A 12912-nucleotide genomic window follows, 5' to 3' on the forward strand; every position below is an offset into this window, starting at 1 on the left:
GGCAAGCGGAGTGACGGGGCCGGTCCGAGTGCGCGGCCCCGCGCCTCGTAGGCTCGTCGCACCATGACCTCCGCCACCGTCCCGACGATCGTCGCCGTGCTGGTGCTCGCGCTGGTGACGACGACGATCGTGGCCGCGCTGCGACTCGAGCGCCCCGGCGCTCAGGCGCTCGCCATCGCGCGGGCGGCGCTGCAGCTCGGACTGCTCAGCCTCGTGCTGCACGGCATCATCGAGGATGCTCGGCTGGTCTCGGCGTTCCTGGTGCTGATGCTCGTCGCGGCGACGTGGACGGTGCGGAAGCGCGCGGGCCTGGGCCGGAGCGGCCTCCGGACCTCCGTCGTCCTGCTCGCGCGCGGCGGGACTCCCGCTCGCGGTCGTCGTCGCGACCGGGGCGGTCGGATCGGAGCCGCGCTACCTGCTCGCGACCGGCGGCATCGTCATCGGCGGCGCGATGACCGCCGCCTCGCTGATGGGGCGGCAGCTGCGGGCCGGCCTCGCCGCAGGCACGGAGGAGGTGGAGGGCTGGCTGGCGCTGGGCGCCACTCCGGCGCCGCGCGGCCCTGCGGCTGGTGCGCGCGGCGGCCTCGACGGCTCTGATGCCGGCGACGGACCAGACCCGCACCACCGGCCTCGTCACCCTGCCCGAGCCTTCGTCGGCGCGGTCTTCGCGGGAGCGTCGCCGCTCGAGGCCGCTCGGTTCCAGCTCGCCGTGCTCGCCGCGGCCCTCGCCGCGGGCGCCGTCGTCGCGGCGACGACCGCCCTGCTGTTCGGCCGCCCCGCGGCGGCACCCGGAGTAGGACGTGCGGGCTTCTCGAGGCGCGGGGCTCGATACGCGGCGTGCCGCCGCTACTCGACCAGCAGGGAATGCGCGCCGCTGCACACACGCTCTGCGCCGTCCCCTGCTGATCGAGTAGCCCGCGAAGCGGGCGTATCGAGATCCACCCCCTGGACACGGGGGTCTCGATACGCGGCGTGCCGCCGCTACTCGACCAGCAGGAATGCGCGCCGCCGCGCCCACGCAATGCGCCGTCCCCTGCTGATCGAGTAGCCCGCGCAACGGGCGTATCGAGATCCACCACCACCGCCGGACGACGGAGGGGCCGGGCCACCGGCGGGGGAGCTGCAGCTCCTCCGTCGACGGACCGGCCCCTCGAGGCGCGACCGCCAGTAGCGCGGCTTGCGCTCCGGGCGCTCGGTCGAGCGCGACGGACCGGACGGGCGCCCGCCGCGGTCGGCGCCGGCACGGCTCGGACGGCGGTCGGGCTTCAGCTCGATCAGCTGCCCGCTGATGCGGGTGTCGGCGAGGCGGTCGAGCACGTCCTGAGGCAGGTCGGCCGGCAGCTCGACGATCGAGAAGTCCGGGCGGATGTCGATGTGCCCGAAGTCGCCGCGGTTGAGGCCGCCCTCGTTCGCGAGCGCGCCGACGATCTGGCGGGGCTCGACGCGCTGACGACGGCCCACCTCGATCCGGTAGGAGGCGAGGTTGCTGTTCGCCGGGCGCTGGCGGCGCTCGGGGCGCTCGCCCCGGTCACGGTCGAAGCCCCGGTCGCCGCGATCCCCGCGGTCGCGGTCGGGGCGCGGCTCGCGCTCCTCGCGCTCGCGGCGGGCGAAGCGGGGGTCGTCGGGCGAGAGGAGCAGCGGCTCCTCGCCCTGGGCGACGATCGCGAGGGCCGCGGCGACATCCGACTCGACGACGTCGTGGTGCTCGACGTAGTGGCCGATGATGTCGCGGAAGCGCTGCAGGCGCTCGGAGTCGGCGAGCGCCGAGGTGATCGCGTCGTCGAAGCGCGAGAGGCGCGTGACGTTGACGTCCTCGACGCTGGGCATGCGCATCTCGGTGAGCGGCTGACGGGTGGCCTTCTCGATCGCGGCGAGCAGGCGGCGCTCGCGCGGCGTGACGAAGCTGATCGCCGCTCCGCTGCGCCCCGCACGGCCCGTGCGGCCGATGCGGTGCACGTACGACTCGGTGTCGATCGGGATGTCGTAGTTGACGACGTGGCTGATGCGCTCGACGTCGAGACCGCGGGCGGCGACGTCGGTGGCGACGAGGATGTCGAGCTTGCCCGACTTCAGCTGCTCGACGGTAGCGCTCGCGCTGGGCCTGGGCGACGTCTCCGCTGATCGCGGCGGCGGTGTAGCCGCGGGCGCGCAGCTTCTCGGCGAGGGTCTCGGTCTCGCTCTTGGTGCGGACGAAGACGATCATCCCCTCGAAGTTCTCGACCTCGGAGGATGCGGGTGAGGGCGTCCACCTTCTGCGGGTACGACACCATCAGGTAGCGCTGGGTGGTGTTGACCGAGGTCGTGGTCTTGTTCTTGACCGTGATCTCCTCGGGCTCCTTGAGGTACTTGCCCGAGATGCGGCGGATCTGCGAGGGCATCGTCGCCGAGAACAGCGCGATCTGCTTCTCGACCGGGGTGTCGGCGAGGATCGTCTCGACGTCCTCCGCGAAGCCCATCTTGAGCATCTCGTCGGCCTCGTCGAGCACCAGGTACTTCAGCGCCGAGAGGTCGAGCGTGCCCTTCTCGAGGTGGTCCATGATGCGGCCGGGCGTGCCGACGACGACGTGGACGCCGCGGCGCAGCGCCGAGAGCTGGGTGCCGTAGCCCTGGCCGCCGTAGACGGGGAGCACGTGCACTCCGCGCAGGGCCGAGGCGTAGCGCTCGAACGCCTCGCACACCTGGAGCGCGAGCTCGCGGGTGGGCGCGAGGACGAGGGCCTGCGGGGTCTTCTGCGAGAGGTCGAGCCGGGAGAGGATCGGCAGCGCGAAGGCGGCCGTCTTGCCGGTGCCGGTCTGGGCGACGCCGAGGACGTCGCGGCCGGAGAGGAGGACGGGATCGTCGCGGCCTGGATCGCCGAGGGCGTCTCGTAGCCGACCTCCTTCAGAGCCTTGAGGACGGGCTCGCTGAGGCCCAGGTCGGAGAAGGTGAGCGAGCGGGGCTCGTCGGAGGGAGCGGAGGCCGCGGCCGCGGGGGCGGCGGGGGCCTCGGAGGTGGTCTGAGCCTCGGGGGCGTTCTGAGCGTCGGACGCGCTCTGAGCCTCGGGGGCGGTATCGGTGTTTCCGGTTGACGCCATAGGGCAACGGTAGGCCGTCGAGGGCCTCCGCGGTGGCCGCATCGCCCGGATCGGCCGGATCGTAGCCGATCCGGGCCGTTGTGGAGGCGTTTCGGAGGTCCGCGGCGGGAATCCGGCCCGGCGCGTCAGTAGAACTCGACCGTGTCGACGCGGTTGATCAGCTCCTCGCCGTCGAGGAAGCGGGTCGCGTTCCGCGCGAACAGCTCCGCGATCAGCCGGTCCTCGGCCGCGTTCAGCGCCGCGGTGTGCGGGCTGATCAGAACGCCGGGATGCGTCCACAGCGGGCTGTCCTCGGCCAGCGGCTCCTGCGCGACCACGTCGAGGACCGCACAGCCGACCCGGCCGTCGTCCAGCGCCGCGAGGAGCGCCTCCTCGTCGATCACGGTGCCGCGGCCGACGCTGACGAGCGTCGCTCCCGGACGCAGCGCCTCGAAGAAGCCGGCGCCGACCAGCTTCTCGGTCGCGGAGGTGCCGGGAAGAGTCACGACGACCCCGTCGATCCGCTCGGCCACGTCGGCGATCGCCTCGGGCCGCACGATCTCGTCGACGTGCTCGACGGAGTCCTCGTGCCGGCTTCGTGCCGATCACCCGGGCGCCGAGGCCTCGTCAGCTTCTGCGCGGTGGCGCGGCCGATCGTGCCGAGCCCCACGATCAGGATCGTCTGCTCCGAGATCAGCCCCATCGTCCAGCGCGCGCCCCACTTCTTCCGGCGCTGCAGCTCCTGCAGCCTCGGCAGCGACTTCGCGCCGGCCAGCAGCCCGAACACCGAGAACTCGGCGAGCGGCTGGGAGTGGACGCCCGCGCTCGTCGAGAACGCGATGCGCTCGAGCGCCTCCGCGTCCAGCCCCGCCGCCTTCACCCGCCCGCCGCCGCCCGCGGGCATCGTCTGCACCCAGCGGAGCGACGGGTTCGCGGCCACGGTGCGCGCGAGGGCCGACGGCGACTCGTCCGGGATCCCGTAGAGCACGTCGGCCGAGGTCGACGAGCTCGTCGAACGCCGACTGCTGCTCGGGTGTGCGCTCGAAGCCCGGGTCACCCTGGTGGTCGCCGGGGTGCCGCATGGGCGGGAGCAGGCTCTGGTCGGCGACGACGTCGAGGCGCGGCTCGAGCTCGACGATCCGGGCGATCAGCTCGTCGCTGATCGGGGTGGCGGCGACGACGCGGAGGCGGTCGGAGGTCATGGTGGCCCTTCTGCGGAGTGTGCGGGTCGGACAGGAGAGCGGAAAAGGATCCGGAGCGTCCGTCCTCGACGATGCCATGCCCGGCCCGCTGTCCGTGCCTGCTCCGAGCCGACCCTGCGGTTCCGGAACGGGGTGCGCGCAGAACATCAGCTGAGGAGGGGGTCTGTCGGCTGTCAGCCGTCGGACCCCTCTCCGCTGAGGTTCTGCAGCGCACCCGGCCCGACCCGTCCATGCGCACCGAGCTCCCAGGGCGGCCTCAGACGCGGACGAGGACGTAGAGTCGCCTCAGACCCGCAGATGCGGAACCGCTCCGACCTGAGGATCTCCATGCGCCGCATCCGCCCGCTAGCTGCCCTGTCCGCGGTCGTCCTGGCGGGGTCCCTCGCCGGCTGCAGCGCCCAGGAGGCGCCCGGCACCGTCACCGTCTTCGCCGCCGCCTCGCTCACCGCCGCATCTTCACCGAGCTCGCCGACGGGTTCGAGGCCGCTCACCCCGGCACCGCGGTCGAGCTCTCGTTCGCCGGCTCCTCCGATCTCGCGACCCAGCTCGAGAACGGCGCCCCGCCGACGTCCTGGCCACGGCCGACACCGCGACGATGCAGCGGGTGAAGGAGGCGGGGCTGACCTCCGCGGACTTCGTCGCGTTCGCGACGAACACCCTCGAGATCGCCGTGCCGCCGGGCAACCCCGCCGGCGTCCGGACCCTCGCCGACCTCACCCGCGCGGGCGTGGCCGTCGTCGTCTGCGCTCCGCAGGTGCCGTGCGGAGCCGCGGCGGACGCGGTCGAGTCGGCCGCCGGGCTGGCCATCGAACCCGTGAGCGAGGAGTCGTCGGTGACCGACGTGCTCGGCAAGGTGCGTTCGGGCGAGGCGGATGCGGGGCTCGTCTACGTCACCGACGTGCGCACCGCGGGCGACGCGGTCGAGGGAGTCCCCTTCGCCGAGGCGGAGCAGGCCGTCACCACGTACCTGGATCGCCCCGCTCACGGAGTCGGAGGCGGCAGCCGCGTTCACGGCGTTCGTCACCGGCGACGAGGGCCGCGCCGTGCTCGACGCCGCCGGCTTCGGCGCTCCCTGATCCGGCGCTCCCCGACCCGGCGCTCCCCGACCAGGCGCTCCTGAGCGCCCGGACCGGCACCCGCCTCAGCGCAGCAGCCGCCGCCCCAGCGCCACCGCCGCGAGCCCGCCGAGCACCCACGGCCCCGCGACCAGCAGCGGATCCAGCACCTGGTGCCGCACGTCCGAGCGGCCGAGCCGCGACGCGATCGGATGCGCCTTCAGCTCGCTCAGCACGCCGGTCTCGGTGATCGGGTCGTCCGGTCGCAGCGTCGCGAGGGAGCGCAGGTGCGCTCCGGTCGCGTCGACCCGGTCGCCCAGCACCAGCAGCAGCCAGTGCGCCGCGCGCCCCTCGCTGAACCGGTCGTAGGCGTAGCGGCGGATCGCTCCGGAGACCCCGTGCAGCGGCTGCGCGGTGCCGAAGACGGGCGGCAGCTCCTCGTGCTCGATGCTCTTCTCGCGGTATTCCCCCGGATCCATCGGCTCGGGCTTGTGCCAGTGCGCCCCGGTCTCGAGGTCGAAGCGCTCGCGCGGGAACGAGGGCCGGTCGGCCGGGTCGAGATCGGCTCCCCAGCCGGGGATGCGGGCGCGCAGCTCCTCGGCGGTCGGCGGCTGGATCGGCTTGTCGGCGGTGTACGGCACGGTGACCTCCTACGGCACCACGACGGTCTTGATGCAGCCGTCGAGCTTGGACGAGAACAGGTGGTACCCCTCGGCGATGTGCTCGAGCGGGATGCGGTGCGTGATCATGTCGCTGGGCTTCAGGTACCCCGCCCGGATGTGCTCGAGCAGGCGCGGCCACTGGCGCTTCACCGGCGCCTGGTTCATCCGGAGCGTGAGGCCCTTGTTCATCGCGTCGCCGAACTTCACCGCGCTGAAGAGGGGGCCGTAGGCGCCCATCACCGAGATCGTGCCACCCTTGCGCACGCCGTCGATCGCCCAGTTGAGCGCGACGGGCGAGCCGCCCTGCAGCTTGAGCTTGGCCGAGGTGACGTGCTGGATCAGGTTTCCGTCCGCCTCCGCGCCGACCGCGTCGATGAAGCCACGTCGGCACCGAGTCCGCCGGTCGTCTTCTTCAGGTGCACGACGATGTCGTCGTGCTCGAGGTAGTTCACCGTCTCGGCGAGCGCGAACTCGCGAGCCTTGGCGAGCCGGTACTCGAGCTGGTCGACGACGATCACGTGGCCGGCGCCCATGAGCCAGGAGGAGCGGGCGGCGGCGAGGCCGACCGGGCCGGCCCCGAGCACCACGACCGTGTCGCCCTCGACGATGTCGCCGAGCTGCGCGCCGAAGTAGCCGGTCGAGAACGCGTCGGTCAGCAGCAGCGCGTCCTCGTCGGGCAGCCACTCCGGGATCACGCTCGGCCCGACGTCGGCGAAGGGCACGCGCACATACTCGGCCTGCCCGCCGTCGTAGCCGCCGGTCGAGTGCGAGTACCCGTAGATGCCGCCGATGGCCGTGGCGTTCGGATTCACGTTGTGGCAGTTGGAGTAGAGGCCGCGCGCGCAGAAGAAGCACGTGCCGCAGTAGATGTTGAACGGCACCATCACGCGGTCGCCGACCTTCAGGTTCTGCACCGACGAGCCGACCTCGTCGACCACTCCGATGAACTCGTGGCCGAAGGTGTGGCCGATCCTCGTGTCGGGCATGAGCCCGTGGTACAAGTGCAGATCGGAGCCGCAGATCGCGGCGAGCGTCACCCGCACGATCGCGTCGTTCGGGTGCTCGATGCGGGGCCGGTCCTTCTCCTCGACACGGATCTTGTACGGACCCCGGTAGGTCATGGCTCGCATGCGTCCTCCTCCTCGACGCCGACAGCCTCCGTCGTGCTCCCGGCCGGGATGAAGGGGGTTGCCAGTGCCCGGCCCTGAGTGGCCGACGCAGCTCGGATCCGCGTCCGCGGTCGTAGAGCTCCTCCCCATGCCGCAGATCCGGATCCGTGACGCCGCCGCCGCCCTCGGAGTGAGCGACGACACCCTGCGCCGCTGGATCGACAACGGGGTCCTCGAGAGCACGAAGGACGCCTCCGGGCGCCTGGTCGTCGACGGGCTGGCCGTCGCCGAGCTCGCCCGGGCGAACGCGGTGCTGCCGGAGGATCCGTCGCCCGTCGCACGATCGGCCCGCAACCGCTTCGTCGGCATCGTGACGAGCATCGTGATGGACACGGTGATGGCGCAGGTCGAGCTGCAGTGCGGACCGCACCGGGTGGTGTCGCTGATGAGCAGCGAGGCGGTGCGCGAGCTCGGCCTCGGGCCCGGCTCCCCCGCCACGGCGGTGGTGAAGGCGACCACCGTCATCGTCGAGACGCCGCTGCCCCGCACCTGATGCGCACCGGATCCGCGCCGCCGCGCTGGGTCGTGGCGCTCGCCGCGGTCGGCGCGCTGCTGGTCCTGCTTCCGCTCGTCGCGATCCTCGCGCGGGTGGACTGGCCGCGCTTCGTGCCGCTGATCACCTCCGACTCGTCGGTCGCGGCGCTCCCTGCTGAGTCTGCGCACGTCGGCCGTGGCGACCCTCCTGTGCGTGCTGCTCGGTGCGCCGATGGCGCTGGTGCTGGCCCGCACGTCGTTCCCGGGCAGCGCCTCGCTGCGCCGCTCGTGCTGCTGCCGCTGGTGCTGCCTCCGGTCGTCGGCGGACTCGCGCTGCTCTACACCTTCGGCCGGATGGGCCTGCTGGGCGGCGCGCTCGAGGCGGTGGGCGTGCGCATCGCGTTCTCGACGACCGCCGTGGTGCTCGCGCAGACGTTCGTGGCGCTGCCGTTCCTGGTGCTGAGCCTCGAGGGGGCGCTGCGCAGTGCCGGCGCGCGGTACGAGGCGGTGGCCGCGACGCTCGGAGCCTCGCCGGGCACGGTGCTGCGCCGGGTCACGCTGCCGCTGATCCTGCCCGGGCTGGTGTCCGGCGCGATCCTGTCGTTCGCCCGCGCGCTCGGCGAGTTCGGCGCGACGCTCACCTTCGCCGGGAGTCTCGAGGGCGTGACGCGCACCCTGCCGCTCGAGGTCTACCTGCAGCGCGAGAGCGATCCGGATGCCGCGGTCGCGCTGGCCCTCGTGCTCGTGGTCGTCGCGGTGCTGGTGATCGGCCTGGCGTACGGCCGGCGTCCGACGGGGGCCCGCTCGTGACGCTGCGGTTCGACGCGCAGCTGGCCTCGCGCGGGTTCGACGTGGCGCTGACGGTCGCCGAGGGCGAGACCGTGGCGGTGCTCGGGCCCAACGGCGCCGGCAAGTCGACCCTGGTCGAGCTGCTGGCCGGACTCGTGCGCGCCGATTCGGGCAGCGCGCGACTGGGCGACTCCGTCCTCTTCGACTCGCGCGTCTGGACCCCTCCGCACCGCCGCGGAGTCGCCCTGCTCGCGCAGGATCCGCTGCTGTTCCCGCACCTGAGCGTGCGCGAGAACGCCGCGTTCGGCCCCCGCAGCACCGGTGCCGGCCGAGCGGAGTCGCGCGCCCGCGCCGAGCGCCGCCTCGCGGACGTGGACGCACTCCCCCTCGCCGACCGCCGCCCCGCCACCCTCTCGGGCGGGCAGGCCCAGCGGGTGGCGCTCGCCCGGGCCCTCGCGACGGATCCGCGGCTCCTGCTGCTGGACGAGCCGATGGCGGCGCTCGACGTGCGGGTCGCGCCGGTGCTGCGGCGGATGCTCCGCACCGTGCTCGCCGACCGCACCACGATCCTCGTCACCCACGACGTGCTCGACGCGTGGACCCTCGCCGACCGCGTCGTCGTGCTGCACGAGGGCCGCGTCGTCGAGGAGGGGCCGACCGCCGACGTGCTCGAGCGTCCGCGCACCGCCTTCACCGCCGAGCTGTCCGGGCTGTGCCTCGTGCGCGGCGTCCGCACCTCCGGCGGTCTGCGGATCGAGGACGGGCGCGAGATCGCGGGGTACTCGGAGGCGCCGGTCGGGTCCGCCGTGGCCGCCGCGGTGCCTCCCTCCGCGGTGAGGATCGGCGAAGGCGGGCTGCGGGAGGCGATCGTCGACCTGGAGCCGCGGGGCGACGCCGTGCGGGTGCGCGGGCGGCTGCTCGCGGCGGATGTCACTCCGGCCGAGGCGGCGCGGCGCGAGCTGGCGCCGGGGGTCGAGGTCGGCTTCGTGCTGGAACCGGTGGCGCTGTACGCGGTGTGAGCACTCGTCACGAGCCGCGGAGCGCGGCGACGGGTTCGATGCGGGAGGCGCGGCGCGCGGGGACGCTACCGGCGAGCAGTCCGATGAGGGATCGAGCAGGGTGCCGCCGAGAGGCGACGGGGGTCGAGCACGGGTGTCCAGTGCTGGGCGAGCGAGACGGCGAGCACCGCCAGCACACCCGCCGCCGCGCCGAGGAGGCCGCCGAGCAGGCCCAGGACGACCGACTCGACGACGAACTGCTGAGCGATCTGCCTTCGGGTGGCGCCGATCGCCCGCCGGAGGCCGATCTCGCCGATCCGCTCCATGACGGAGAGCGTGGTGACGTTCGCGATGCCGACCCCGCCCGCGAGCAGGACGATCACCGAGAGCACGAGGAGCACGAGATCGACGTCGGCGCGGACCTCCCCGGCGAGATCGGACGCACCGCCGGGTGCGGGAGCGGCGAGGGAGTCGGGGACGTCGGGGAGCAGTGCGCGCGGGATCTGCGCCGCGAGCTGCGGCCCTGCGCCGATGCCGATCCTCGCCTGGACCTCGCCGGGAGCGCCGAGCGCGAGGTCGGCGCGCGCCGTGCCGGTGGGCGGGACGACGGCGTCGAGGCTCCCCCCTCGCGCGTCGTCGAAGACCCGAGACCGAGTAGCCGACGCCGTCGATCAGGATCGAGGGCTGCGAGTCGAGCCGCCCGACACCGAGCCGCTCCGCGGCGCGGGAGCCGAGGACGACGACGCGGTCGGCGCGGGCGTCGTGCCCGGAGTCGAACATGCGGCCGACCGTGATCCGCCCCTCGGGTCTCGATGAGGGGCGGAAGACGCCGCGAGGACCCGGGGCGGGGCGACGGCCGGCGCGGAGGGGTCCTCGACCGGCACGGCGGTGACGCTCGCGCCCTCGCGCAGCGGCACCTCGCCGATCAGGGCCGACTCCTCGACCCCGGCGAGCCGGGAGAGGCGCTCGACGGAGTCCCGGCAGGCGCGCCGTGGCGACGCTCTCCCCGCCTGCGGTGCGGGCCTCGGCGGGCCGGGCCACGAGCTGGGTCGCGGCGAACGCGTCGAAGCGGCGGGCCAGCTGCCCGGCCGTGGTCTGGGCGAAGGCCACGGTGGCGACGAGGGCGCCGACGCCGAGGACAGTGCCGAGGAGGGTCATGACCAGGCGACCGGGTCGGGTGCCGAGATCGGACGTGGCCTCGGCGAGGAGGTCGGCGGCGGTGAAGCGGTCGGCGGGCCGGATCGGGCTCACGAGCGGCGTCGCCGACTCCTGGCTCGACGGGCGCCGTCGCCGCGGGAGGAGCCTGCTCCATGCCGTCGCCTCCTGCAGCCGGCCGTCGGTGATGCGCACGCTCCGCGGTGCCCGCCGGGCCACCGCCCGGTCGTGGGTGATGACGACGAGGGTGAGCCCCGTGCTCGTGAGGTCCTCGAAGAAGCGCATGACATCGGTCGTGGTGGAGCCGTCGAGACTGCCGGTGGGCTCGTCGGCGAGGAGCAGCCGCGGCCCGACGACGACGGCACGGGCGACGGCCACCCGCTGGCGCTCCCTCCCGACAGGGTCGTCGGCAGGGAGCCGAGGCGGTGGCCGAGTCCGACCCGCCGCAGGGCGTCCAGAGCGCGGCTCTCCCGCTCCGCCCGGGGCGTGCCGCTGTAGAGCATGGGGAGCACGACGTTCTCGAGGACGGTGCGCCGGGGCATCAGGTGGAAGGCCTGGAAGACGAATCCGATGCGCTGGGCGCGGACCGCCGCGCGCGCGTCCTCGTCGAGATCCCCCGTGAGGGCTCCGTCGAACCGGTACTCGCCGGCAGTGGGACGGTCGAGGAGCCGAGGATGTTCAGCATCGTCGACTTGCCCGATCCGCTGGGCCCCACGATCGACACGTAGTCGCCCTCGTCGACGGCGAGGTCGACGCCCTCGAGCGCCCGCACCTCGGGCGGACCGGGGAAGGAGCGGGTGACGCCGCGCAGCTCGATCAGAGGAGTGCTCACCGGCCGACCACGACCAGGTCGCCCTCGGCGAGCGCTCCGTCGGAGAGACCTCGACAGCCCCGGCCGCGGCGAGCCCGGTCGTCCGCAGGAGACGAGCCGGGTGGTCGCGGCGGGATCGCGCGGGTCCCCGTCCACGACCTCCACGCGGCTCTCTCCCCCGGACCGGCGGAGAGGGCCGCTACGGGAACCGAGAGCACCTCCCCGCCGTCGCGCCGACCGAGATCAGACCTTCACGTTCGTGCCCTTCACCTGCTCGATCTGCTCGGGCGAGAGCGGATCGGGGTGAAGCGTGATCGTCCAGCGCTCGGCGGGGGTCGCTCCCGGCGCCACCGCCGAGACCGCGGCTCGGTGCAGAGCCCCGTCGGGAGCTCGAACGAGGCCTCCTGCCCCACGGCGACGAGCCGCGCGTCAGGCCTCCGCCGCGGATCCGGAGAGCGCCAGCTGCGCTCCCGACACCGTCATCGCGGCCCCGGAGAGCAGAGCGCCGCGCTTCGCCGCGACCGTGTCCACCCGTCGCGGGAGGTCGGTCAGGAACAGCACCTCACCGGCGGGGAGGGCGGGCAGGACGGACTGCCGGGCGCGCGAGGTCCTCTTCTGCCCGGGTCACCTGCGACTGCGCCGACTCGACGGCCGCGCGCTGGACACCCGTGTCGGCGACCGTGCCCAGCTGCGCCCGGTGAGCTCGGCCAGGGCGAGGGCGTCCTGCAGATCGGCGGCCTCGTTCCCGTCCTGGGGGTCGGCGGCGCGCGCGGCGTCGAGCTCGCGGCGGGCGCTCGCGACCGCGTTGTCGGCCTCGCGCACCGCGACCGCCGGCAGGTCCGGCCTGCGCCGCGGACAGCTCGCCTTCCGAGCCGCCGCCAGAGCCTGCTCCGACGAGGCCACCGCCTCCTCCGCGGCACTGACCACTCCGTCCCCGTCCTCGATCGCCGGCTTTGCCGCGTGGCCCGCCTGGGCGTACAGCTGGACGACCGACTCCGCCGCTGCCTCGTCGAACTCCTCGTCGGTCGGATCTCCCGCGTCCAGCCCGATGCTGCGCATCGCCGTCTTGAACTGCACCACGTCGGGCCCGGAGACCCCGAACCGGAGGGTCCGGTACGCCGGCAGCTCGCCGGGCAGCACGATCACCGGGCGACCCGCGACCTCCAGCGCGATCGACAGGGGCGCGGCTCGCGCCCGCCTCGGGCACCCGCCCGTCACCACGGCGGCCCCCTGGATCGTCGTCGTGTCGACGGTCACCTCGACGGGATCGGCGAACGCGACCTCGCCCGGAGGGACACGTCGATGCCAGGGCGCCGAACCCGACCGGCGCCGTGATGAGCCCGAGCCGGGGGCGCCGCACCGGCGGCCGCGTCCTCCGGCGAGACGGCGAACCGGCCGATGACCAGGCCCGCGACCAGGCTCACCAGCGCGGCGGCGGCCACGATCCAGAGGAGGCGGTTCCGCGCCACGACCGCGCCGATCCCGGCGAACCGGCCCGGTCGCCGCGCCTCCCTCCTCCTGGTCGTCGACCGTCAGGGAGGCGGG

The 12912-nt window shown here is 74.0% G+C and carries 10 protein-coding genes and 8 pseudogenes; 7 read left to right on the forward strand and 11 right to left on the reverse strand.

What is annotated here, in order from left to right; translation table 11 throughout:
* Positions 1 to 63: 63 nt before the first annotated feature.
* The 3 genes and pseudogenes from AC0CII_RS12025 to AC0CII_RS12035 form a co-directional block, all read left to right on the forward strand.
* A pseudogene (locus AC0CII_RS12025) lies at positions 64 to 273 on the forward strand (hypothetical protein); the annotation flags it as partial.
* 160 nt (positions 274 to 433) lie between these two features.
* Positions 434 to 487: pseudogene (locus tag AC0CII_RS12030) on the forward strand (hypothetical protein); the annotation flags it as partial.
* Positions 488 to 596: 109 nt separating this feature from the next.
* Positions 597 to 797 (forward strand): hypothetical protein, encoded by a 201-nt coding sequence (locus AC0CII_RS12035; protein WP_465231102.1) that lies wholly within the window; start codon positions 597 to 599, stop codon positions 795 to 797.
* Positions 798 to 981: 184 nt separating this feature from the next.
* Here the strand turns inward: AC0CII_RS12035 and AC0CII_RS12040 are convergent.
* The 3 genes and pseudogenes from AC0CII_RS12040 to AC0CII_RS12050 form a co-directional block, all read right to left on the reverse strand.
* Positions 982 to 3073, reverse strand: a pseudogene (locus AC0CII_RS12040) (DEAD/DEAH box helicase).
* 125 nt (positions 3074 to 3198) lie between these two features.
* A complete protein-coding gene (locus AC0CII_RS12045; RefSeq protein ID WP_465229556.1) occupies positions 3199 to 3609 on the reverse strand; it encodes an NAD(P)-dependent oxidoreductase in 411 nt (136 codons plus the stop codon).
* Positions 3555 to 4109: an NAD(P)-dependent oxidoreductase gene (locus AC0CII_RS12050; RefSeq protein WP_465229557.1), complete on the reverse strand. Its 555-nt coding sequence runs from the start codon at positions 4107 to 4109 to the stop codon at positions 3555 to 3557. Before AC0CII_RS12050 ends, AC0CII_RS12045 begins: the two co-directional genes overlap by 55 nt.
* 472 nt (positions 4110 to 4581) lie before the next feature.
* Here AC0CII_RS12050 and modA point away from each other — a divergent pair.
* Positions 4582 to 5330: pseudogene (modA, locus tag AC0CII_RS12055) on the forward strand (molybdate ABC transporter substrate-binding protein).
* A 65-nt stretch (positions 5331 to 5395) separates the two neighbouring features.
* Here the strand turns inward: modA and AC0CII_RS12060 are convergent.
* Together AC0CII_RS12060 and AC0CII_RS12065 are read right to left on the reverse strand one after the other, a co-directional pair.
* Positions 5396 to 5950, reverse strand: coding sequence for a hypothetical protein (locus AC0CII_RS12060; RefSeq protein WP_465227590.1), 555 nt, complete (start codon positions 5948 to 5950; stop codon positions 5396 to 5398).
* Positions 5951 to 5959: 9 nt separating this feature from the next.
* Positions 5960 to 7101: pseudogene (locus AC0CII_RS12065) on the reverse strand (zinc-dependent alcohol dehydrogenase).
* A 127-nt stretch (positions 7102 to 7228) separates the two neighbouring features.
* Between AC0CII_RS12065 and AC0CII_RS12070 the strand changes: the two are divergent.
* The 3 genes and pseudogenes from AC0CII_RS12070 (at position 7229) to AC0CII_RS12080 (ending at position 9422) form a co-directional block, all read left to right on the forward strand.
* Positions 7229 to 7633: a TOBE domain-containing protein gene (locus AC0CII_RS12070; RefSeq protein ID WP_465229558.1), complete on the forward strand. Its 405-nt coding sequence runs from the start codon at positions 7229 to 7231 to the stop codon at positions 7631 to 7633.
* Positions 7633 to 8424, forward strand: a pseudogene (locus AC0CII_RS12075) (ABC transporter permease). Before AC0CII_RS12070 ends, AC0CII_RS12075 begins: the two are co-directional and overlap by 1 nt.
* Positions 8421 to 9422: a sulfate/molybdate ABC transporter ATP-binding protein gene (locus AC0CII_RS12080; RefSeq protein WP_465227586.1), complete on the forward strand. Its 1002-nt coding sequence runs from the start codon at positions 8421 to 8423 to the stop codon at positions 9420 to 9422. The pseudogene AC0CII_RS12075 and the gene AC0CII_RS12080 overlap by 4 nt, the downstream one beginning before the upstream one ends.
* A 65-nt stretch (positions 9423 to 9487) precedes the next feature.
* Here AC0CII_RS12080 and AC0CII_RS12085 read toward each other — a convergent pair whose 3' ends face one another.
* The 6 genes and pseudogenes from AC0CII_RS12085 to AC0CII_RS12110 all read right to left on the reverse strand — a co-directional run bounded on the left by AC0CII_RS12085 (position 9488) and on the right by AC0CII_RS12110 (position 12836).
* A complete protein-coding gene (locus AC0CII_RS12085; protein ID WP_465229559.1) occupies positions 9488 to 9802 on the reverse strand; it encodes an ABC transporter permease in 315 nt (104 codons plus the stop codon).
* A gap of 301 nt (positions 9803 to 10103) precedes the next feature.
* Positions 10104 to 10559, reverse strand: a pseudogene (locus tag AC0CII_RS12090) (ABC transporter permease); the annotation flags it as partial.
* A gap of 162 nt (positions 10560 to 10721) precedes the next feature.
* Positions 10722 to 11388 (reverse strand): annotated as a pseudogene (locus AC0CII_RS12095) (ABC transporter ATP-binding protein); the annotation flags it as partial.
* Between the two features lie 408 nt (positions 11389 to 11796).
* Positions 11797 to 11928 carry a hypothetical protein gene (locus AC0CII_RS12100; protein ID WP_465229560.1) on the reverse strand — a complete coding sequence of 44 codons (132 nt, stop codon included), beginning with the start codon at positions 11926 to 11928 and terminating at the stop codon, positions 11797 to 11799.
* A gap of 63 nt (positions 11929 to 11991) precedes the next feature.
* Positions 11992 to 12624 (reverse strand): hypothetical protein, encoded by a 633-nt coding sequence (locus tag AC0CII_RS12105; protein ID WP_465229561.1) that lies wholly within the window; start codon positions 12622 to 12624, stop codon positions 11992 to 11994.
* Positions 12621 to 12836 carry a hypothetical protein gene (locus tag AC0CII_RS12110; protein WP_465229562.1) on the reverse strand — a complete coding sequence of 72 codons (216 nt, stop codon included), beginning with the start codon at positions 12834 to 12836 and terminating at the stop codon, positions 12621 to 12623. Before AC0CII_RS12110 ends, AC0CII_RS12105 begins: the two co-directional genes overlap by 4 nt.
* Between the last annotated feature and the right edge of the window lie 76 nt (positions 12837 to 12912).

The organism is Rathayibacter sp. AC182 (assembly GCF_979253875.1).